We start from the raw sequence: 21987 nt of genomic DNA, 5'->3' as shown, positions 1-21987 counted from the left end.
GGTAATGCCATGACTGCCGAGACACCCCGGCCTTTGCTGTCGGTCGAGCACCTGTCCATCGAGTTTGGCAGCAGGCGCGTCGTGAATGACCTCAGCTTTGCCCTGCACAGTGGCAAGACCCTGTGTATCGCCGGAGAGTCCGGCAGTGGTAAATCCCTCACCTCGCTGGCCATCATGGGGTTGCTGCCCAAGATGGCGCGATTGCCCAGCGGCGTTATCCTTTTCGAGGGACAGAATCTGCTGGATCTGCCCGAGCGGCAGATGCAGGCGCTCCGGGGTAAGGACATAGGCATGATCTTTCAGGAGCCCATGACGTCGCTCAACCCATTGATGACCGTCGGCCAGCAACTGGAGGAGACGGTACGTCGGCACGAGGCGGTGAGTCGTGGTCAGGCGCGGCAGCGTGCCCGTGAAATGCTCGACGCGGTGCGTGTACCCCAGGTGGAAAAGCGCCTTACGCAATATCCCCACGAGTTGTCCGGCGGGATGCGGCAACGGGTAATGATCGCCATGGCGATGCTCTGCCGTCCGCGGGTGCTGATTGCTGATGAGCCTACCACAGCCCTGGACGTCACCATTCAGGCCCAGATCCTTGAACTCATGCGCGAGTTACAGGACGAGTTTGGCACCACGCTATTGATGATCACCCATGACATGGGCGTGGTGGCGGAAATGGCCGATGAGGTCGTGGTGATGAATCAGGGCGTGATGGAGGAGCGGGCACCGGTACGCGAGCTTTTCAGGACGCCCAAGGCGGCGTATACGCAAAAGCTTCTGGCGGCCGTGCCGGTACTGGGCACAGCCGCCAAACCTGAATCGCGAGCAACGCAGCCAGTAGTGCTGGAGGTTCAAGACCTCACCGTGCGTTTTCCGCTGCGGGGCGGCTGGTTCGAGGAAGCTCGCAACGTTCACGCGGTGGAAAACGTAAGCTTCAATCTGCACCAGGGCGAAACCTTGGGAATCGTAGGGGAGAGCGGCTGCGGCAAGTCCACGACCGGCAGAGCGCTCATGAACATGCAGAGTTACGAGGGCAGCGTGAAGCTCATGGGGCGGGAGTTGAATGGGCTTGTCGGCAATGCGCTCAAGCCGGTGCGGCAAGATATCCAGATGATCTTTCAGGATCCGTACGCCTCCCTCAATCCGCGCAAGACAATCCTGGATCTCGTAGGCGAGCCTTTGCTTATTCATGGACAAGGCGATCTTGAGGCCCGTAAGAGGCGTGTCGCCCAATTGCTGGATCAGGTTGGCTTACCGGCTGAGGCAATGGAGCGCTACCCGCATATGTTTTCGGGCGGACAGCGGCAGCGTATCTGTATTGCCCGTGCGCTGGCGCTCAACCCCAAGGTCATCATTGCGGATGAGTCCGTATCGGCGCTCGATGTGTCCGTACAAGCACAGGTGCTCGATCTGCTGGAGCGCTTGCAGAGGGAATATCAGCTGAGCTACGTCTTTATTTCCCACGACATGGCAGTGGTCGAGCGTATCTGTCATCGTGTGGCGGTCATGTTTTGCGGTCAGATCGTTGAAATCGGTCAGCGTGATCAGGTGCTTGGAAATCCGCAACATGCTTATACGCGGCGGCTATTGGCTGCTGTGCCCATGCCGGATGTGGATCACCGCAAGGACTTTAAAAGCCTGCTCAAGGAAGTCGAAACGCCTGACCCTATCAAGCCACGTGGTTATCAGGCTCCCTTGCAGCATTATCGCGCGGTAGATCTGGATCATTGGGTTGCGGTTTAAGTCTTTGATTGACCTGAGGTTGCTGCTCTGGTATCTGTACGCATATACAGTTATCTGGGTCATCAGGTATGTCGATTACCGTACTAGGGCGAAGCGAGCGGCTTCGCCATTTATTGCCCGAGGCGGACTCTCTGCGGATCAGCGGCTTTCAGTCTGCGGCGGGTCAATGGGAAGAAAACGCCATCTCGCTGGATAGGCTGGTGGGGTTGGGCGAATCACCAATCTGGGTGGTGATGGTGGATGATGAAAGCCTGCTGGAGTTCGGGATCTATCCGGGAGATCGGCTAATTATCGATCGGGCAGTAGAATGCCGACCGGGGCATCTGGTGATCATGGATGTGAACGGCCAGTATGAAGTACGCCGACTCACGCACGATAACCAAGGCGGTCGCCTGCTGCTGGGTGGGCATCGGCAGACGCGCCCAATCAATTACGGTCGCGATGAGCCTCTGGATGCGTGTGGCGTCGTAACCTTCGTGCTTAGCTATGTGGCACAACCGGCAACGTAATCAGCATCGGCGATGCCGTTAATCCACTGCTTCAACGCGCCAGCCACTTTTCCAGTTCTGCCACATCGTTTCCGGCGCCGGCTGCCCGGTTTTCGGCCAGGCGCCAATAGAGTTGTGCCATGGCAAGGTACAGTGCCTCGCTGGGACGGTCTTTTTGCGCAAAGGCAGCGATCTCCTCCATTTCTGCTACCCAACGGTAGGCTTTGGGGTACATGTCGGGCAGTTTCTCGTTAGCCCACTCGTAGAGCATCGGCTGGCTGCATTTGAGTTCATCGCGCAATGCTTGGCCGGAACCACTGCGCTCGGCAGCCTGCACCATGGCAGCGATAAGGCCGGTCAGCCCCTTGGTAATACCGGCATAACTCATCTTAAGTCCTGACGCGGCACCGATGGGTGCTTCCAGTACCTTCACCGGGAGACCATAGTTGTTGAGCTGGGCAAATCGCGCGGCATGCTCGCCTGAGGCATAGAACGAGGGGCACGTTCGTTCAGGCGAAGGAGGCGTGCCAAAGATGGCCGCGTCGACGAAGGCGCATCCTGCATCGGTAAGGGTCTGACCGACCTGCTCGACGGTGGCTGGAGCAATGGCGTTACAGTCCACATAAACAGTCTTTTTCATGCGGCCCAATAGGGGGGCCAGCTCTTGCGCCAACGGTAAGGCTTCGGACGGCGGCACAATGGAGAGCAGAATATCGGCTTCACCCAGCTGTTCCTGTTCGACCTCCCGCAACCCTGCCGCTGCGGCGCGCTCGCGGGTAGCCACGCTGCGGCCAGCCAGGGTGGTGCAGACATCCAGGCCGTGATCGCGCAAATAGCGGCCCACAGCAGCGCCCATGGAGCCTGGGGCGATCAGGGCAACGGTCAGCGTCATGGTTCATCCTCGTGGGTTGTTGTTTTCATTCCTAGCTGATCGGCCAGATCCTGCAAGTCACTGGCAACCAGATCCCAGCCGTCGGCTGGCTGTTCGATCGGACCTTTTGGTCCTTTTTCCAGAGGGCGCTGAATAAAGGCCGTCCGCAGACCCAGCTCATTGGCTGCCTGAAGGTCATTGTTATGAGCCGCACACAGCATGACTCGTTCAGGTTCAAGGCCCAGCAGGGTGCAGGCGCCGAGATAACATTCGGCATCAGGCTTGTAGTGATTGAACAGATCCGCGCCGAATACCATGTCCCAAGGAAGGCCGCCGTGGCGTGCCATATTGACCAGCATGGCAACGTTGCCATTGGACAAGGCGCTGATGCTATAGCCCTGCTTGAGTCGAGTCAGACCGGGGACGGCATCCGGCCAGGGATTGAGGCGATGCCAGAGGCGATGAATCCAGTCCACTTCAGCCTTGGTCAGGCCAACCAGTCCGTATTGGGGCAGCAGTTCCTCAAGCGCCACACGGTGCAGATCGTCAAGCGGCGTCCAGGGTAGCGTTCGCTCGCGAATCTCATCCATCAGCGGGCCGTAGGCCTCAGCTCGCCAGGCATCGACAAGGGCAGGCCAGTCGGCTTTAAGGCCGTTTTTCTCCCCAAAGGACTCAAGTGAGGCGATCAAACTACCCCGCCAGTCGACTACGGTGCCGAACACATCGAACAAAAGTGCGTGTACTGTCGTCTTCATTGCGAACTCATCGCCTGCGTAAGAAGTACCTACTGTCTTGACGGAAAGAGGTGCGGCGCAGTTCCCCAATCTCTGACTTAGGAAGACCATGAACCTTTGTGACTACACCCATTGGGTATTTGATATGGACGGTACCTTGACGGTTGCCGTACATGATTTCGCAGCCATTCGGCGTGCCCTGGAGATACCACCTGAGGCCGATATCCTCCATTACCTGGCCGCCTTGCCCGAGGCGGACCGCAAGGCCAAGCATGCCTGGCTGCTTGAGCATGAGCGGGAGCTGGCTATGGGTTCCAAGCCTGCCCCGGGGGCGGTTGAGCTGATCAGGGCGTTATGCGCGCGCAACTGCCGGATCGGTATCCTGACCCGTAATGCTCAGGAGTTGGCCTATGTAACGCTGGAAGCTATTGGTATTGCCGAGTGTTTCAATCGGGCGGAGGTGCTTGGGCGAGACGAGGCGCCACCCAAGCCGCATCCAGGTGGGCTGCAGCATTTTATCGAGCGCTGGCAGGTGCAGCCGAGCGACGTGGTAATGGTCGGCGATCATCGAATTGATCTGGAGTGTGGCCGCGCAGCCGGTACGCGTACGGTATTGGTCAACGCACCGGAGAATACCTGGCCAGAGCTGGCTGATGATCATGCCGTGGACTGTTTCGCCCTGGCGCAGCGCATCGCGCGGGCTTGAGAGAGGGGTACCGATCCGATCAATCGGGTACCCGCCTTTGCAAGGTTATAAACGAGACGCTGTAAACGTATCGCAGCGCTCTACCGCACCATTGTCGAATCCGGTCCTGAACCAGCGGGCCCGTTGTTCGGAGGTGCCGTGGGTAAACGAGTCGGGAACGGCGCGCCCTTGAGCCTGCTCCTGGAGACGGTCGTCACCAATGGCATGGGCTGCGTTGATGGCTTCTTCAAGATCACCGGGCTCCAGCCAGTGTAGGCGTTTCTGGGCATGATTTGCCCAAACGCCAGCATAACAGTCGGCTTGCAGTTCCAGGCGAACGGATAACCCCTGCGCACCTTGGGCAGGCATGCCACGGCGCTCAGCAGCCTGCATTTTTTCCGTAGTGCCGACCAAGTCCTGCACGTGGTGACCGATTTCATGGGCAATGACATAGGCGCGGGCGAAATCCCCGGCTGCCGAGAAGCGGCGCTCCATCTCGTCGAAGAAGGAAAGATCCAGATAAACCTGCTGGTCAGCCGGACAATAGAACGGGCCGGTTGCGGCACTGGCGGAGCCGCAGGCCGATTGCACATGACCGTTGAAAAGAATCAGCTTGGGCTGTTGATAGTGTTCTCCATGGGCCGCAAAGATTTCGCCCCATGTGTCTTCGGTGTCGCCCAGGATGGCGCGGACAAAATCCACCTGTTTGGAGTTGGCGTCCGGCGCCTGGGTTTGCTGGGCTACCTGCGCTCCGCCGCCTGAACCTGTCACCATGCTCAGGACCTGGAGCGGGTCCTGGCCTGTCACCAGGCTGAACACCACGACCAATAGAACCCCGCCAACTCCGAGGCCACCACCGATTTGCAACCCACGGCCACCGCCACCGGTGGCCTGTTCAACGTTGTCGCTACGTCGCCCTTTACCCCAATCCATCTCATCGCCTCGCTTGAACGCTTTGTGGGTGAGACCACGGGCGTTTGGCAGAGTGCGCCAAAATGTTACGAAACGCGGTGACTCGAGCCCTCAGCCGTTTGGCGATCGCGCAGTTCGACCACACACTCGGAGCGAGACAGCAGGTGAACATGTCCACCTACCCGTACGGCACCTTGTTCATCTACAGAAACATCCATCTGGCTGGGGCGCCCGGTGAAACCGCCTTGATGAATAACGAAGGGCTTTCCAGTGCCTTGGCAGCCGTGGCGGACCAGATAGGCCGCTGCTGCACCCGCTGCGCTACCTGTCGCAATGTCTTCTACCAGGCCGGCATTATCCCAGCTGCGACCTTCGCCACGTTCTACATCCAGCACATATACGAATGCCGCGCCAATACCGTGCAAACGCGCCTCCAGATCCTGCGCTGCGATCCGCGCACGGCCCAGTTGGCTACCTTTGACCGGCAGGATCAGATAGGGAAGCCCGGTACTGACAACCATGGGCGGGTAATCAGCATCAAGGTCTCGCAGTCGTAGTGAAAAGGCGTGGGCAAACCACTGGCTCTGCGCCTGATCCAACGGGCATCCCCACTGGGCAAGGCCTTGGTCCATCTCGGCGTAATAGCCTGTTGCGGCGCGGTGGGTCATCAGGGTGACCGTTTTTTCCGAAAGCTCGATCCGCCAGCTTTCCTGCTCGGCCTGCCCATGCTGATGGTGGAGCAGGGCGGCAGCTCCAATTAGCGGATGGCCGGCAAAAGGCAGCTCTTCCTCCATCGTGAAGATACGTGCACCAAAGGTATTTGCCTGCGCCCGTGGCTCAAGAAAGATGGATTCATACTGGCGCAGCTCCTGGGTCAGTTTCTGCTGCGTACTGACAGGCAGGCCCGAGGCATCCGGGAAGATAGCTAGCCCGTTACCCGCGAGCGGACGATTCGCAAAAACATCCACATGCCAGTAAACCAATGGCGACATAGGGGCTCCTAACAAGGGTTGGTGAGTCTACAAGGCTACGTGTACGCAACGGCTCATGCCAAGCCGGTAATCGGCGCGACTCATCTTTGTTTCATGCGGATGCCCGGCATCCCCATCGTGGAGAATATTCATGTTGAAAGGTACAGCGCTCATTGGTGGTGTGACAGGGATTTCCGGCTACAACCTGGCCAATGTGTTGATATCCAGTGGCTGGACGGTGTATGGCCTGGCTCGCAAGCCCTCAAACCAGGAAGGTGTCATTCCTGTGACCGGTGATCTGCTGGATGAGCAGTCGCTGACCGCCGCGTTGAAGGATCTCCCCATTACCCATGCCTTCTTCTGTACATGGACCCGCCGCGACACCGAGAAAGAGAATGTCGAGGCCAACGGTGCCATGATGCGCAACCTCTGCAAGGCGTTGGAAAACGCGCCTCTTCAGCATATGGCGCTGGTAACAGGAACCAAGCACTACCTGGGCCCATTCGAAAGCTATGGTCAGAATGCCGCCGAGACGCCATTCCGCGAGGAGCACCCCCGTCTGCCGGGTGAGAACTTTTATTACACGCTGGAAGACATCCTTTTTGAACATGCCGAGCGCCGCGGCTTCAGCTGGAGCGTGCACCGTTCTCACAGCATGATCGGCATGGCGCGTGGCAGTAATGCCATGAACATGGGCGTGACCCTGGCTATCTATGCAAGCATCTGCAAAGAGACCGGACGTCCCTTCGTATTCCCAGGCTCGAAGGTGCAATGGAATGGCCTGACGGATATCACCGATGCCGGCCTTTTGGCGCGCCAGATGGAGTGGGCAGCGTTGTCGCCCAGCGGACAGAACCAGGCGCTCAATACCGTCAATGGCGATGTATTCCGCTGGCGCTGGATGTGGACACAGATCGCGGACTTTTTCGGGCTGGAGGCCGCGCCCTGCCCGGACGAGCGTCAACTGCTGGAAGAGCAGATGAAGGACATCGGACCGGTATGGGAGGAGATGGCGCGTCGCTATGAGCTCGTTGAGTCCGACGTAGGCAAGTTGGCTTCCTGGTGGCACAGCGATGCAGACCTGGGACGTGAAATCGAATGTCTGAACGACATGACCAAGAGCCGAGATTTGGGCTTCCTGGGATACCACGACAGCCGAGCATCCTTCATCGACCTGTTCAATCGCCTGCGGGCCGAGCGGATCATTCCCTAACCGCTGGTCGCTGCACTTGCACCTCCCGAGTCTCCTGGTGCCAAACCCTAGGTACACACATACAAGAGCCAGGAGGTGCCCGATGAACAAGAAACTCGCTATAGCGGCGTTGGCAGGTCTGCTTTCCACGTCTGCCTTTGCTCAAACCGGCCCGACCGATCCGACATCCCCGACCGAGCCGGTAACACCCGGCCCCAGCGTGAACAGCAATGATGTGACACCAGGTGCCGACTCAGGCAGTTCACCCAACAATGGCAAAGGCGCCAGGACTACGACACCGGATGGCATGAACCATAGCACCGGCTCGAAGACAGGGCCTGACACGATGGATCATGGCACGCACCGTAGCCAGGGCAGCCATACCGGCACCGGAGCGGGCATGGGAATGGACAGCAACACCAACGGCACAGGTGCAGGCTCAACGCCGGGCATGGGGCCGGCTGCCAACACGGGCAAGAATCCCTGATGATAGCGTTGCGCCGATAAAGCCCGCCTGACGCGGGCTTTATCATAAGAGGGCTCAGGTGGTCAGGCGTATTGCCTCAAAGTGCTCGCTTGGGGACATGATCTGATCGCGTGCTGCGATCAAGGGCAGGTCGCGGCTACCCGGTGTAGTGCGGGCCACCAGGGCATAAAGCGTACTAACGGCATTGGCTACGGCTTCAGGCGTACTGACCCCACCCAGCAGATGCCCCAGCAGTACGGACGAAAACACATCGCCCATGCCATTAGGCAGTGGCTGCAGCTCAACGTAGGGGGTCTGTACCATCCATGCACTTCGAGCGGTCACCGCCAGTGTGCTGAGCTTGTCGAGTGGAAGATCCGGCGTTCGCAGACTTGTTATAACAATGGTGTCCGGGCCTGGGCATTCAGGCGTGCCGAGTAACTCGCGAGCGGCCTGGATAGCATGTTCTGTCGACGCCAGCGATGATCCATACAGCAGCTCGAACTCGTAATGGTTGGGTGTAATCAGGCTGGCCTGCTCAATGGCCCGTCTGCGTAAAAACTCAGGAATCCCCGGTCGTACGAAGACGCCGCGGCCCACGTCACCCATTACCGGGTCGCAGAGGTAGTGCACGCCCGGCTTGTTCTTTCGGATCTCCTGTACCACGGACAGGATGACCTCACCAATGGCGGCGTCGCCCAGATAGCCCGACAGGACCGCATCACAGCGCGCGAGAATGCCGCGTGCTCTCAGCCCGTCAAGCACATCATGGATATGCTCAGGGGGAAAGACCTGCCCCTTGAACTCGCCATAACCCGTATGGTTGGAAAACTGCACGGTGTTGACGACGACCGGTTGAATGCCGAGCAATTGTAGCGGCAGGGTTGCCGCCGCATTGCCCACATGGCCATAGGCAACATGGGACTGGATGGAAAGTACCAGAGGAGGAGAGCCGAGCGTCTCGGAAGCCATAGGGTTGCAGATCCTTATCCAATAAAGGAGGCGTTGTACTGTTTATGAAAGGGACATGGGCCGTTAGTGCCGTGACACCACTTCATCCTTGCCATCCGTTTTGAGCCCCAGCACTTCATAGGCGTCCTTCCGATTACCCATCTCCATACCGGGAGAACCCAGGGGCATGCCGGGTACGGCTACGCCAAGCAGTTCAGGGCGCTGGCGAAGAGTCAGAATGTCGTGGGCTGGTACGTGTCCTTCAACAAACTTTCCGTCGATCACACCAGTATGGCAGGACGAAAATCGTGGCGGTACACCCAGCCGGGCCTTGAGTTCGCTCATGTTGGGTTCCATGTGATCGTGAACGGCAAAGCCGTTTGCCTCCAGATGCTTGATCCACTGGCTACAGCAGCCACAGTTGGGATCGCGGTATACGTCAATCGTCAAGGGTTCGGCTGCGTGAACTGTGCTGCCGAGCAAAGCGGCGAGTAGAACTAGGCGGCGCATGTAAAGGTCTCTTTCGGGTTGGCATACAGGCAGCATAAACTCACGGCCGCTCGAAGAGCAGGAGGCATTGGGTCTTTCGCTGTGCAAAGTGCTTCCACTTGTTAAGGACTGTTCAAAAGGCTCGTTGCTCTCTGGCTTTTTGAATGGATCTGTCTGGTTTGGCCCATGCGGCTACACCCCAAGGGAGAACAGGGGATGTTTTACACGCGTTTTGCTCGTGCGGTTCTGATCGTTCAGACACTGGTCTGGGCGGGTCTGGCGCTGGCCTATTGGTTCAGGCCCTATGAAATGACCAATGCCAGCGGAGTGCTGCTCATGGACTCCGCCTCGGTTACCGAAACCCAGGTCTTCTATGGCGGCCTGCAATTCGGTCTGGCATTGTTCACTGGCTTTGCAGTGTTCCGCCCTCAACTGGTACGGGCTGCCTTGCTGTTAATTGTCTTTTTGCAGTTGTCGACTGCCAGCGTTCGGCTTATTGGCGCCCTGTTGGCAGATGCGGGCGAGGCCAACTTCGACTGGTACAGCCAGCTTTACAAGATTGTCATCGCCATCCTGGCGATTGTAGCGCTGCGCCTTTTGGATCGCTGGAATCGCATGCTGGACGAGCGCTACGGAGATTACGAAGACGATTGAAACTCAGCTGGCGGAAGGCTGCGTTGCGGCCTGAGGGGCTGGTTGCAGCATCAGCCCTCCGGCCACGATCAGTCCGGCACCCGCCATCCAGAGTGCCGGGCCAAGCCCACCACTGAAATGGCTGCTGACAGCTGCCAGCAGAGGACCCAATAGTTGGCCGCCTGCGAACGCAGCGGTTAGTAGACCGGCATTGCGGTGAGGCGTTTCTGGAGCCAGCTCACGGCTATGCTGCATCACCAGTTGCATGGAGGCCAGGAACGGTCCCCCACACAGCAGCACACCCAGAAACAGTGCGCTCATGCCAGGCAGCAGGCATAGCAAGACGCCAGCGGCCTGCAGCCACAGAGTCGCGATGAGCCAACGTCTTGTGGCACCGGGCCGCTGGCGACGAAAGCTGGCCAGCACCACACCCAGCGCGGCCGCCAAACCGAAGGCAGGCCAGAACAGATCAGCTACCCATTCGCCGTGGAAGCGCGCCGTAGCCATCTGGGAAAGAAATGTAGCCGGAACGATATAGCCCATGCCAACCAGAGCATAGGCGGCTGTCAGGCGGACCATGCGTGGCGAGATCGGCTTGGTTGATGTAACTGCATGAGCAGTAGTCGCCCGCGGCAGGGCTGGCAGTACAGCGATGGTCATCACCAGCGCCACCGCTGCATAGATCAGCCACAGGGTTGCCGAACCCTGGCCGTTCAGATTGGTGACTAGGGCCAGCAGGCCGCTCAGTACGATCCCTACGCCAGGACCAGCAAAGACCAGTGCGCCCAGTTTCGGCATGTTTGCCTGTGCCGCTACGCCCTGGCTGAGCCCGGTAACCATCACCAGCACCCAGGCACTGGCCAGGCCTGCGCCAAAGCGAAGCAGGGCATGGGGCCAGAACCCTTCGGCCCACACCGAGAGAAGGGTCAGCCCTACACATAACCACAGGCCGGCACCGAGCCGAAAGCGGGTCTGGCGAGCAAAGAAGGCGTCCAATGCACCTACCAGATAACCCAGGTAATTGGCAGCAGCCAGCAGGCCTGCGGCTGTCAGGTCTATCTGGCCTTCCGCAATCAAGTGCGGAAGCTGAGGCGTCAATGCGAAGCGGCCAATGCCCATCGCAACGGACAGGGCGACCAGGCAGGCAAGCAGGCGGTGCAGGGCGGTCATGAGTGGTCCCTATGTAGGTTCTTGATTGATGTATATAGGGTAGGGCTTGTTAAGGTTCTCTAAAACTGAATAAATAAGAATGGGTTGTTCACTTAAAGAGAATGGTTATGGAACTGGCTGAACTGCGCATTTTTCAGGCGGTGGCTGAAACAGGATCCATTGCCCGTGCAGCGGAGCTGTTAAATCGGGTGCCTTCCAATCTGTCGACGCGCCTGCGTCAGCTTGAAGACAAGCTGGGCGTGGATTTGTTTGAGCGCGAGCGTCAGCGGCTGCATTTGTCTCCGGCAGGTACGGTGCTGTTGGGATACAGCCAGCGATTATTCGCCTTGGCGGACGAGGCCCGAGCGGCCGTGCAGGATGGTGCACCGGCAGGCGCCTTTGTGTTGGGGTCGATGTACAGTACTGCCGCTATTCATCTTCCGGCCATGATTGCGGCTTACCATCAGCAGTATCCCAGTGTAGAGCTGCAACTGCAGACGGGTCCCAGCGGCGAGCTCATCGATGGATTGCTGCAAGGACGGCTGGATGCTGCGTTGGTTGACGGGCCTGCCCGGCATGACGGCCTGGAAGGCGTTCCGCTGTTCGAGGAGCCCATGGTGCTCGTGACCGGAGCTGATCATCCTCCGGTACATTCAGCAGCCGATGTGGCCGGGCGTCCTGTATTTACGTTCCGAACCGGTTGCTCTTACCGGTTGAGGCTGGAGGCCTGGTTTGCGGCGACAGGCGGTGCCATGGGGCCTATCATGGAAATCGAGTCCTATCACAGCATGCTGGCCTGCGTGATTGCCGGTGGCGTTGCCATGATGCCCAAGGCCATGCTGGATAGCTTGCCCGGGCGCGACCGCGTTGCGTGCCATCCGCTCGAGGCCCGTTTCGCCACGGCCACCACATGGCTCATGTGGCGCAAGGGACGCCAGGGTGCAAATCTCAAAGCGTGGATTGCCTTGCAGAGTGACGTGTCAAATGTGGCGGTTAAGTCTTTTGGTGCTTGAAATTCGTATGACGAATGCGAAACTGCACAGGCCGTGAACAAGAATAAAGGCGCGCTTTCTCATGCGCTTTGAAAAAAGGATTGAGAAAATCATATGATCAAAATCGCCATCGTCGGATTCGGCAAGATTGCCCAGGATCAACACCTGCCTGCCTTGCAAAAAAATCCTGACTATCAGCTCGTTGCTGTCGCCAGCCGTAATGCTTCTCTTGATGGCGTAGCTCACTACAAGACCCTTGAAGAGCTGCTCGACGCCGTGCCGGATTTGGACGCTGTCTCCCTCTGCGCACCGCCAGCCGTACGCTATGCACAGGCTCAACTGGCCCTTGCCCATGGCAAGCATGTATTTCTTGAAAAGCCGCCAGGGGCAACCCTCAGTGAGGTCGAGGCACTGTCGGAGCAGGCCAAGGCCGCAGGCAAGACCCTGTTTGCCAGCTGGCACTCCCGTTATGCTCAAGGAGTGGCACCGGCCAAAGCCTGGGTGGCCGACAAAACCATCAAAGCCGTGCAGGTCAACTGGAAAGAAGATGTACGCGTCTGGCACCCGGGGCAAACCTGGATCTGGGAGCCGGGTGGTATGGGCATTTTTGACCCGGCCATTAATGCCTTGTCCATCGTGACCGAGATCCTGCCCAAGCCGTTCTTTCTTAAGCAGGCAGCGTTGCAGGTTCCGGAGAATTGCCAGACGCCGATTCGTGCGCAGCTGGAGTTCAGTTATGAGCGCGGTGCAGCCATTCAGGCCGACCTGGACTTCCTGCAAACGGGACCGCAGACATGGGACATTCATGTCGAGACCGATCAAGGCAAACTGACCCTGTCCAAGGGCGGCAGCCAACTCTACATTGATGATCAGCTTGAAAAAGAAGGTCCGGATGAAGAGTATCCCGGTCTGTATGCCCGCTTTGCCGAGCTGGTCAAAAACGGTCAGTCCGATGTGGACGTCGCGCCGTTGCGGCATGTGGCGGATGCATTCATGTACGGCCGACGTGAGACCATCGAGCCGTTCCACGAAGATAAGCAGTGATAATGATCGGGCGGAATAACCGCCCGGTCAAACCTTAGCGGCGCTCAAGCAGGACGCCGCTTTCCATGTGATGCGTCCAGGGAAATTGATCGAACAGGGCGCAACGTACAATACGATGAGTATCCTGTAGCTGGGCGATGTTCTGAGCCAGCGTTTCCGGATTGCAGGAGATATAGAGGATACGGTCGAAGCGACGTGTTAGCTCGCAGGTGTCCGGGTCCATCCCCGCACGAGGCGGATCTACAAACACGCTTCCAAAGGCGTAGCTTTTAAGATCAACACCCGCCAAGCGACGGAACGGACGCACCTCATTGAGGGCCTGGGTCAGCTCTTCGGCAGACAGGCGCACCAGGGTCACGTTGTCGATGCCATTATCTGCCAGGTTTGCCAGTGCAGCATTCACCGATGACTTGCTGATCTCGGTGGCCAGTACCTTGCGAACGCGGGTAGACAGCGGCAGGGTGAAGTTACCGTTCCCACAGTACAGCTCAAGCAGATCATCGTCCCGCTCGCCAAGTACATCGTAGGCCCAGCCCAGCATCTTCTGATTTACCGTCCCGTTGGGCTGAGTAAAGGCACCCTCCGGCTGGCGATAGTGATACTCGCGGCCTGCAATGGTCAGCGTTTCGTTGACGTAATCCCGACCGACTACGATCCGTTTGCCACGAGAGCGTCCGACGATATTGACGTTCAGCTCGGCGGCCAGGCATTCCGCAGCAGTTTCCCAGACATCATCCAGAGGCCGATGGTAGGCCAGGGTGATGAGCGCCTCCCCGGACAGAGTAGTCAGGAATTCCACCTGAAACAGTTTAAACGACAACGTCTCGCTCGCCTGCCAAGCAGCCTTAAGGCGTGGCATAAGCTCATTGATGAGCGGGCTTGCGATAGGGAAGTTTTCAATCAGGATAGGCGTGTGCTTGTCGCCCTGTTCGAACATGGCGTAGTGCCGTTCGCCTTCTTCACGCCATAGACGAAACTCGGCGCGCAGTCGGTAATTCGCAAGGGGCGAGTCGAATACTTCAGGTTCAGGTGCATCGAATGGAGCCAGCAGTTCGATGAGGCGATTCTTTTTCGCCATTAACTGCGTTGCGTAATCCGCAGGCTCGAAGGAGGGAACATTCATGGTCAGCTCAGTGAACGTAGTGGGCTTTTCAGCTAGGGTGGAGGCAAAGGCTGCTATTCAGCCAATGCCATTAGTCTGAGAATTTTCTCGGGCCGAAACCATAGGGAAAAATCCTAGGGCAACGGCTTGTCGCTACGCATCGTCCAGACTGATCAGGCAGTACCACTGCCTCACAGCGTAAAAAAGGGTGGGCCAGGCCCACCCTCATGCTCAACATCAGGCGTTGAACCAGCCTAATTTGATGACGAAGAGAATGGATAGGATGACCAAGGCAATGTTCAGGTCACGTGTGCGACCCGACAATAGCTTGATAACTGTCCAGGAGATGAAGCCGAACGCGATGCCATTGGCAATGGAATACGTTAGTGGCATGGCCAGCGCCGTGATCAGAACGGGCGCAGCAGTGGTCAGATCATCCCACTCAATCTCGGCCAACCCCGAGGCCATCAGCACGGCGATGAAGAACAGCGCTGGTGCAGTCGCAAAGGCCGGAACGCTGCCTGCCAGCGGTGCAAAGAACAGGGCGAGCAGGAACAGACCGGCTACCACGACCGCCGTTAGACCTGTACGACCGCCAGCGCTGACGCCTGCAGCCGATTCGATGTAGCTGGTTGTCGTAGAGGTGCCCAGCAACGAGCCAAACATGGCCGCGCTGCTGTCCGCGATCAGAGCGCGACCCATCTTGGGCAGATGACCGTCTGGGCCCATCAGACCAGCGCGCTTGGCCACTCCGATCAAGGTGCCGGAGTTGTCAAACAAGTCTACGAACAGGAAGGCGAATATCACGCTCACCAGACCGATATCCAGCGCGCCCTTGATATCCAGCTGTAGGAAGGTTGGCGCCAGCGAGGGCGGCATGGACAGCACGCCGCCAAACGGCGTGGCACCAATACCGATAGCCACGAGCGTGACGGCCAGAATACCGATCAGGACGGCACCTGTGACCCCACGGGCTTCCAGCGCCACGATCAGGAAGAAGCCCAGGATCGCCAGGATCGGACCGGGTTTCGTCAGATCACCCAGGCCTACCAGGGTGGCAGGGTTATCTACAACGATACCCGCACCTTGAAGGGCGATCAGTGCCAGGAACAGGCCGATACCGGCTGCAATTCCTGAGCGTAGCGCCAGTGGAATGCTGTTAATGATCCATTCTCGGATGCGAAAGACCGACAGGATGAAAAACATCAGTGCAGACAGGAATACCGCCCCCAGTGCTGCCTGCCAAGTATGCCCCATGTGAAGCACGACGGTATAGGTAAAGAAGGCGTTGAGGCCCATCCCTGGCGCCAGGGCGATGGGATAGTTGGCAATCATGCCCATGATGGCCGAGCCAATGGCGGCTGCCAGGCAGGTCGCAACAAATACCGCGCCTTTATCCATGCCGGTCTCGCCGAGGATGCTCGGGTTGACGAACAGGATATAGGCCATGGCTAGAAAGGTTGTAACCCCTGCCAGCAGTTCCGTACGCACATTCGTGCCATGGGCCTTGAGTTGGAAGAGTTTTTCCAGCATGGGAAAAGGCTCCGAATAAGTTGAAGTCAGCGAAGGGCGCGCATGATAGCAGGTCCCCAAGCTGATGTTTCCGTTCGTAATCTTCTAAAAGTAATAAGCAGACGAAGCCGCACTGGCATGAGCGCCTGATAATTATTATCATTTCACGAAATTTTGACATTTGTGAAAATAACGTGAAAAAGGGCTCGTCATGCGAGAAAGAGATACTTCGGTAATTAGCCTTCCCTACAAGACGTCCATTGGCTTGGCCCTGGCGTCCTTATCGGGGCTGACTCATGGACAAACCGCAGAGCAGGCACCGCAGGAGCTGGACAGTCTGACCGTCACAGCTGATGCCGAAGGGGAGTACCAGACGCAAACGCTGTCCTCCGACAAGTACACGCAACCCTTGCGTGACGTCCCACAAAGCATCACGGTCGTGCCGCAGGCGGTTATCGAGCAGCAGAACGCCCAAACGCTTGAGCAGGTGCTCTCCAATGTGCCTGGTATTACGTTCAGCTCCGGTGAAGGCGCAGGTGGCGTAGGGGACAGCATCAATATCCGCGGCTTCAATAGCGGCAACTACGGTGGGTCGAACGTCTATCTGGATGGCGTGCGTGACTCTGCCTTTTACACCCGCTCCGAAATGTTCAATACCGAGCAGGTTGAAGTCGTCAAGGGCTCCAGCTCCTCGGCCTGGGGCGCGGGCGTCATTGGGGGCGCGATCAACATGGTCACCAAGACCCCTAGCCTTCATGAGTTCAACCGCGTAACGGCGGGTGTTGGAACAGCGGATTACAAGCGGCTTACCCTAGATACCAACCATGTACTCGACGAGGAGAGCGGCACTGCGTTCCGGTTGAATTTGGTTGGGCATGAGTCAGGTATCAACGGGCGTGACTGGATCGAGCGGGATCGGTGGGGGATTGCACCTTCGCTTGCTTTTGGTCTCAATACCGACACGCGCAATATCTTCACGTATGAACATCTGGAAGACACCGGTAATTACGATTACGGAATTCCAACGCTGCACGACGGAAAGAACCCCCGGCAGAGTGGCGGCCACCCAAGCCGGGTTCCGGGCGTCAAGTGGGATGGATATTTTGGCTACCGCAACCTGGATAAGGAAGACAACCGCATCGATCGCGCGACCTGGCGGTTCGAGCATGACATCAACAGTAACGTCTCCTTCAGCAACCAGCTTTCGTTCAATCAGCTCCAGCGCAGCTATGTGGTAACAACCCCAGGGGGCGACTTTTCCCGTGAAGCCGGCGGGAATGCCTCCCTGCGTCGATTGCGCGGCCCGGCGCGGCATACCGACAACCAGACGCTGAGTGACCAGGCAAACGTGACATGGCGCTTCGATACCGCGGGTATCGAGCATACTCTGGTCACAGGCCTGGAATACACGCGGGAAGACCTTCGGTACAAGACGGGCAGCCTGCGCTATGGTGCACAGGGCAACACCTTTGCCGTTGATCCGGCCAACCCGCCGTCCAAGTTCGTTGGTTCTCGTGAAGTCGCCTACACCGGCGAGATCAACGCCGAGTCGGAAACCAAAGCCTATTACCTGATTGATACCCTGAAGTTCTCACCGCAATGGCAGTTGGATGTTTCGGCCCGTCAGGATCACTGGAAGGCACGTACTACGCGTGACCGCACTCGCACCCTGAACACGACTAGCGGTACGCTGAGCAACTGGACGGACGCAGCAAACGTCAGCCAGAAGGAAAAGCTTTTCAGCTACCGTGGCGCCCTGAGCTACAAGCCCGTGGATAACGGGACGTTCTACGTCAGCTATGGCAATGCCAAGCAGCCCGGTTCTATTCAGATCGCCACAACTGGAAGCCTGGGAGAGGAGGGGCTTTCACCTACCAAGGGCAAGACGTATGAGGTAGGGACCAAGTGGGATCTGATGCACGAGCGATTGTCACTGACGGCCGCCCTGTTCCGTACGGATCTGGAAAGCACGCAATATGACAGTGACGACGAGTTGGGTAATGCTTTCAGCTCAAAATATCGTGTTGACGGTTTTGAACTGGGTGCCTCCGGCAACATCACAGACAAATGGTCGGTGTTCGGTGGATACGCGTATATGAAGAGCAAGATCCGCAGCTACAGTTCGGTTAACAGTAGCACCGACTTTGCCAACCCCAACGCCAGTGAGGAGGGAATTTCGCTGCCCAACACGCCGCGCCATTCAGCCAGCCTCTGGACCAGCTATGCTCTGCCGCATGACGTGACGGTCAGCTATGGCGTCAACTATGTAGGGGAGCGCTACATTGCCTTGGGCCGTGCGCAGGCGATTACCAGCGAACAGCGTGTAAAGGTGCCGGATTATGTGGTGCATAACGCGGCGGTGGACTGGCAGGCGACCTCTGATCTGGCCCTGCGCCTCAACATCGTCAACCTGTTCGACAAGCACTACTGGCGTCAGTACAACGGCCGTGGCTTCGGTGTTCCAGGTGAAGGACGCGGTGCTCAGTTAACAGCCGAGTACAGCTTTTGACAGGGCGGCACCCCTCGTTGGGCACTGACTCCCTGCTGCGTTACGGGCTGGAGGATCCGCGGCGACTTGCTCGGTTCCTCCTGCAGGGGGCCGAACGTGGTTTGCCCGAGGCGCAGGCGCGTCTCGGGCAGATCCTGCTTGATGGTAACGGCATTCAGCGCGACCAGGCGTTGGCGTTGCGGTGGTTCCGTATTGCAGCCCACCATGGTCATGCGGATGCCATGAACATGGTGGGGCGTTGTCTGGAAAATGGCTGGGGGACGGCTGTAGATCTGGCAGCTGCCGCACGGGCGTATGCCCAAGCCGCGCAGCTTGGGCTCGACTGGGGATTCTACAATTATGCCAACCTGCTGGCGCAGGGGCGTGGTGTACCCAGGGATCGCGCCGCCGCATTGGAGCTGTACCGCCAGGCAGCCAGACAAGGCCACGCCAAATCAATGAACCTGGTGGGACGCTTTTATGAAGAAGGCTGGGGCGTACCCGTGGACATGGAAGAGGCTGCACGCTGGTATCTGTCTGCCGCACAGGCTGGCGACTTTCGAGGACAGTGCAGTCATGCAGCCCTACTGACCCGACAGGGGCGGGTGGATGAAGCGGTATCGTGGCTAAGGCAGGCCATGCGAACGGCCACACCCGGCTTTCTACAAAAAATAGCCGAGGCACTGGCGGTCTCCGACAGTGAGCCATTGCGTGCGCTGGCAGCTGAAATCAATAGCCGCTACGCCCGAATGCAGGAACCTTTGCCAGCGATGTCTTCCGGCAAGGAAGGCTTTTCATCGTCACCCTCGCTGTGCCCTGACATCTAAAGGAAGATTTTATGCTCGTACATATCCCCGGCGTATTTTCGCCCGAAGAGGCATGTGACATCGAACATGTGTTGCGGCAGGCGAAATGGGGAGACGGAAAGGTAACGGCAGGTCATCAGTCCGCCAGAGCCAAGCACAATATTCAATTACCCGAGGATGACCCGGTCTCTATCGAGCTGGGCAATCAGATCGTTCAGCGTCTGAGCCACCACCCTGTTTTCGTGTCGGCAGTCTTGCCACGAAAGGTGTTTCCTCCGTTGTTCAACTGTTATAGAGAAGGCGGGTCTTTCGGATTTCATATCGATAACGCCATCCGCGCATTGAAAGGGCATCCTGAGCGGGTCCGTACGGATGTCTCTGCGACACTTTTCTTCTCTTCGCCCGATACCTACGATGGCGGTGAGCTGATTATTCAGGACACCTATGGCGAGCAGCAGGTCAAGCTTCCTGCAGGTGACATGGTCATCTATCCTGCTACGAGTCTTCATCGGGTTGCGCCGGTGACACGCGGCGCACGTATCGCCAGTTTTTTCTGGACTCAAAGCCTAGTGCGTGATGATGGTCATCGCCGCTTGTTGTATGACCTGGATCAGGCCATACAGCGTCTTACCCGCGATGTGCCTGATCATGAGGCTCTGCTTGCACTGACCGGAACCTATCACAACCTGCTCCGGCAATGGGCTGACGTCTAACGCCTGTTTAGCGGACGTGGCGTGGTTGATGTCCCGTAACGGCATCCCCTGCATTGCGGGCCAGTCCAAGGCTGTCTATCACGCTTAACAAGCCTATTACGCCAATGACGATGAAGGCCGTGTGGAAATCGGTAAGCTGCGCTGTGGCATGATCGTTCCACTCCATGGAGACCCTGAGCGCCAATGCGCCAATGGCCACGCCAATACCGGTCGAGAGTTGAAATACCGTACTGAACAGCGTGGAGGCGTCGCTCATCCTGGGCTTGGGGACGTCGGCAAAGGCAAGTGTATTGTTGGCGGTAAATTGCAGTGAGCGCGCCATGCCGCTTACGAATAGCAGGAGCAGAATAGAGGGCAGGGGCCAGCGCTCGGACAGCAGAGCGCAGAGCAGAAGCGTCACGGCGCAAACCAGACCGTTGACGATCAGGGTTCGCCGCAGACCGAACAGACGCATGACCGGTGTGGTAAATACCTTCATGAAAAGGTTTCCGGCAAACAGCGCTAGTAGAATCAGACCAGCATGAAACGCATTGAAGCCAAAGCACAGCTGGAACATCAATGGCAGCAGAAAGGGTGCGGTGTTGATGCTGATACGAAACAGAGTACCGCCATACAGCGACACGCGGTAGGTCTGAATGCCGAGGTTCGAAAGGTCGATCAGTGGATGTTCCTGCTGGCGCATATGCCAGACGGCCAGCCCACCCAGCATGAGGCCTGTCAGTATCCATACCAGATTACTGCCCAGCGTATCGTGACCTTGACCGATTTGCTCCATGCCGAACATAAGCGTAAGGCAGGCACCGCTTACTAATAGAAAGCCAAACCAATCAAGTGGTGCCCGGCGCGTTTCGGTGCCGGTCGGAATCATTCGTAGGGCCAGAATAAGGGCGATCAGCCCCAGGGGCAGGTTAAGGTAGAAAATCCAGCGCCAAGACGTATAGGTGGTAATCAGTCCACCTAGCGGAGGACCTAGTACAGGTGCGATCAAGCCAGGCCAGGTAATAAAGGCAATGGCTCTGACCAGATCCTTCTTTTCAGTGATGCGCAACACTACCAGACGGCCTACGGGCACCATCATGGCACCGCCAATGCCTTGCAACACCCGGGCGGCAATGAATTGCTCAAGTGTCTGAGCAATGCCGCATAGCAGCGAGGCCAGTGTGAAGAAGCCTATAGCGCTCGCAAAGACACGGCGGGCACCAAAGCGGTCCGCAATCCATCCGCTGATAGGAATGAACACAGCAAGCGCCAGAATGTAGGCACTGATCCCAACGTTAAGATCGACAGCCGAACGCCGAAAGGACTCTCCCATTTGTGGAAGTGCCGTTGCGATCACGGTAGCGTCCAGGTTTTCCATGAAAAAGGTGGCAGCTACCAGCAGGGCTACAGAAGTCGACTGGCGTTTGGAATAAGACATGAGAAAGACATCAGGAAATGGGTCAACAGCATCCTACAGATATCGTTAAGGGTGGGGTATAGCCAATAAGGTTGGAAAAGAAGAGAAAACGGTTAATTTCAGCGAAGCGGCTGATAAATGCTAATGAAGTTCCGAGAAAATATAGCTATCTGTTTGATTTCAAATGCCTCTTTTTCGGTTTGTCTGCTCGTTCAGTCAATTGAGGTTGCCAGGAGGGCTGGAGGCCGCGCCATTGCTGAGGTTTTGCCCTTCAAAAACAGGTGCATTTGGTCGGGTTTTGATTTGTCAAGGAGGAGTTTTGAGTTACTGTATGCGTGTACAGTATCAAGGGTGTTCGTAATGCAGAATGATCTTTTCCACTCTGATGAAATCCTGCTTGAACTGAACCTGCGCCAGGAAAATGAACTGCTGCGTAAAGAGCTTGAGCAGCAGAAGCACACTATCGAAGGACTGAACGAGTCATACGCTGAGGCGCTGGCACGTATCGAGCAACTTCAGGCGCGTCTGGGGCTATGGTCGCCCAGCTTGCGTGGTCGTAAAACATCCAGAACGCTGCATCAAGCTGGCGTTTAAGTGACCTTGTAACCTACAGGGTCACCATAAATAACCAACCTACCTGTTGAGCTGGGGCG

The 21987-nt window shown here is 57.6% G+C and carries 22 protein-coding genes; 12 read left to right on the top strand and 10 right to left on the bottom strand.

What is annotated here, in order from left to right:
• Nucleotides 1-9 precede the first annotated feature (9 nt).
• The gene (locus tag AC4LF3_RS14195; RefSeq protein WP_491835505.1) at nt 10-1740 is read left to right on the top strand and encodes an ABC transporter ATP-binding protein; all 1731 of its coding nucleotides are present in this window, start codon (nt 10-12) and stop codon (nt 1738-1740) included.
• A 68-nt stretch (nt 1741-1808) separates the two neighbouring features.
• Nucleotides 1809-2249 carry a S24 family peptidase gene (locus tag AC4LF3_RS14190; protein WP_289924649.1) on the top strand — a complete coding sequence of 147 codons (441 nt, stop codon included), beginning with the start codon at nt 1809-1811 and terminating at the stop codon, nt 2247-2249.
• Between the two features lie 31 nt (nt 2250-2280).
• Here AC4LF3_RS14190 and AC4LF3_RS14185 read toward each other — a convergent pair whose 3' ends face one another.
• A complete protein-coding gene (locus AC4LF3_RS14185; RefSeq protein ID WP_491835504.1) occupies nt 2281-3120 on the bottom strand; it encodes an NAD(P)-dependent oxidoreductase in 840 nt (279 codons plus the stop codon).
• Entirely contained in the window at nt 3117-3854 is a 738-nt protein-coding gene (locus AC4LF3_RS14180) for a haloacid dehalogenase type II (protein WP_491835503.1), read from the bottom strand. The genes AC4LF3_RS14185 and AC4LF3_RS14180 overlap by 4 nt, the downstream gene beginning before the upstream one ends.
• Nucleotides 3855-3942: 88 nt before the next feature.
• Between AC4LF3_RS14180 and AC4LF3_RS14175 the strand changes: the two genes are divergently transcribed.
• Entirely contained in the window at nt 3943-4539 is a 597-nt protein-coding gene (locus AC4LF3_RS14175) for an HAD family hydrolase (RefSeq protein ID WP_150346896.1), read from the top strand.
• A 45-nt stretch (nt 4540-4584) separates the two neighbouring features.
• Here the strand turns inward: AC4LF3_RS14175 and ypfJ are convergent, their stop codons facing one another.
• Both ypfJ and AC4LF3_RS14165 read right to left on the bottom strand, forming a co-directional pair.
• Nucleotides 4585-5451 carry a KPN_02809 family neutral zinc metallopeptidase gene (ypfJ, locus tag AC4LF3_RS14170; RefSeq protein ID WP_073449416.1) on the bottom strand — a complete coding sequence of 289 codons (867 nt, stop codon included), beginning with the start codon at nt 5449-5451 and terminating at the stop codon, nt 4585-4587.
• A 65-nt stretch (nt 5452-5516) separates the two neighbouring features.
• Complete coding sequence (locus AC4LF3_RS14165) at nt 5517-6422, bottom strand: PhzF family phenazine biosynthesis protein (protein WP_491835502.1); 906 nt, start codon at nt 6420-6422, stop codon at nt 5517-5519.
• A gap of 133 nt (nt 6423-6555) precedes the next feature.
• On the opposite strand from AC4LF3_RS14165, the gene AC4LF3_RS14160 reads away from it, so the two are divergent.
• Nucleotides 6556-7614 (top strand): SDR family oxidoreductase, encoded by a 1059-nt coding sequence (locus AC4LF3_RS14160; protein ID WP_491836296.1) that lies wholly within the window; start codon nt 6556-6558, stop codon nt 7612-7614.
• 82 nt (nt 7615-7696) lie between these two features.
• Entirely contained in the window at nt 7697-8080 is a 384-nt protein-coding gene (locus tag AC4LF3_RS14155) for a hypothetical protein (protein ID WP_074824646.1), read from the top strand.
• Nucleotides 8081-8134: 54 nt separating this feature from the next.
• Here the strand turns inward: AC4LF3_RS14155 and pdxY are convergent, their stop codons facing one another.
• Nucleotides 8135-9031, bottom strand: a complete 897-nt coding sequence (gene pdxY, locus AC4LF3_RS14150; protein ID WP_150346899.1) for a pyridoxal kinase PdxY — start codon at nt 9029-9031, stop codon at nt 8135-8137.
• A 63-nt stretch (nt 9032-9094) separates the two neighbouring features.
• A complete protein-coding gene (locus AC4LF3_RS14145; RefSeq protein WP_313551077.1) occupies nt 9095-9520 on the bottom strand; it encodes a DUF411 domain-containing protein in 426 nt (141 codons plus the stop codon).
• A 195-nt stretch (nt 9521-9715) separates the two neighbouring features.
• Here AC4LF3_RS14145 and AC4LF3_RS14140 point away from each other — a divergent pair, with 195 nt between their 5' ends.
• The gene (locus tag AC4LF3_RS14140; RefSeq protein ID WP_010795223.1) at nt 9716-10153 is read left to right on the top strand and encodes a DUF4345 family protein; all 438 of its coding nucleotides are present in this window, start codon (nt 9716-9718) and stop codon (nt 10151-10153) included.
• Nucleotides 10154-10156: 3 nt separating this feature from the next.
• Here AC4LF3_RS14140 and AC4LF3_RS14135 read toward each other — a convergent pair whose 3' ends face one another.
• Nucleotides 10157-11302, bottom strand: a complete 1146-nt coding sequence (locus AC4LF3_RS14135) for a YbfB/YjiJ family MFS transporter (protein ID WP_197871037.1) — start codon at nt 11300-11302, stop codon at nt 10157-10159.
• Nucleotides 11303-11409: 107 nt separating this feature from the next.
• On the opposite strand from AC4LF3_RS14135, the gene ptrR reads away from it, so the two are divergent.
• Entirely contained in the window at nt 11410-12294 is an 885-nt protein-coding gene (gene ptrR, locus AC4LF3_RS14130; protein WP_010795221.1) for a putrescine utilization regulator PtrR, read from the top strand.
• A gap of 93 nt (nt 12295-12387) precedes the next feature.
• Entirely contained in the window at nt 12388-13317 is a 930-nt protein-coding gene (locus AC4LF3_RS14125) for a Gfo/Idh/MocA family protein (RefSeq protein WP_491835501.1), read from the top strand.
• Between the two features lie 34 nt (nt 13318-13351).
• On the opposite strand, the gene trmA is transcribed toward AC4LF3_RS14125, so the two are convergent.
• Both trmA and AC4LF3_RS14115 read right to left on the bottom strand, forming a co-directional pair.
• A complete protein-coding gene (trmA, locus tag AC4LF3_RS14120; protein ID WP_239381244.1) occupies nt 13352-14440 on the bottom strand; it encodes a tRNA (uridine(54)-C5)-methyltransferase TrmA in 1089 nt (362 codons plus the stop codon).
• A gap of 216 nt (nt 14441-14656) precedes the next feature.
• Nucleotides 14657-15952, bottom strand: coding sequence for an NCS2 family permease (locus AC4LF3_RS14115; RefSeq protein ID WP_122044747.1), 1296 nt, complete (start codon nt 15950-15952; stop codon nt 14657-14659).
• 190 nt (nt 15953-16142) lie between these two features.
• Between AC4LF3_RS14115 and AC4LF3_RS14110 the strand changes: the two genes are divergently transcribed.
• Genes AC4LF3_RS14110 through AC4LF3_RS14100 form a run of 3 tightly spaced genes read left to right on the top strand, consistent with a single transcriptional unit; the run spans nt 16143 to nt 19938 of the window.
• Nucleotides 16143-18440 carry a TonB-dependent receptor gene (locus tag AC4LF3_RS14110; protein WP_491835500.1) on the top strand — a complete coding sequence of 766 codons (2298 nt, stop codon included), beginning with the start codon at nt 16143-16145 and terminating at the stop codon, nt 18438-18440.
• A 17-nt stretch (nt 18441-18457) separates the two neighbouring features.
• Nucleotides 18458-19246, top strand: a complete 789-nt coding sequence (locus AC4LF3_RS14105; protein WP_491835499.1) for a tetratricopeptide repeat protein — start codon at nt 18458-18460, stop codon at nt 19244-19246.
• Between the two features lie 11 nt (nt 19247-19257).
• Nucleotides 19258-19938, top strand: coding sequence for a Fe2+-dependent dioxygenase (locus AC4LF3_RS14100; protein ID WP_150346906.1), 681 nt, complete (start codon nt 19258-19260; stop codon nt 19936-19938).
• A 7-nt stretch (nt 19939-19945) separates the two neighbouring features.
• On the opposite strand, the gene AC4LF3_RS14095 is transcribed toward AC4LF3_RS14100, so the two are convergent.
• The gene (locus tag AC4LF3_RS14095; RefSeq protein WP_491835498.1) at nt 19946-21355 is read right to left on the bottom strand and encodes a DHA2 family efflux MFS transporter permease subunit; all 1410 of its coding nucleotides are present in this window, start codon (nt 21353-21355) and stop codon (nt 19946-19948) included.
• A 339-nt stretch (nt 21356-21694) separates the two neighbouring features.
• Here AC4LF3_RS14095 and AC4LF3_RS14090 point away from each other — a divergent pair, with 339 nt between their 5' ends.
• The gene (locus tag AC4LF3_RS14090; RefSeq protein WP_010795213.1) at nt 21695-21928 is read left to right on the top strand and encodes a hypothetical protein; all 234 of its coding nucleotides are present in this window, start codon (nt 21695-21697) and stop codon (nt 21926-21928) included.
• Nucleotides 21929-21987: the final 59 nt, after the last annotated feature.

This window comes from Pseudomonas sp. C2.3V (assembly GCF_058536325.1).
Note: the sequence above shows the minus strand (reverse complement) of the source record. Positions and strands in the feature narration are given on the sequence as shown.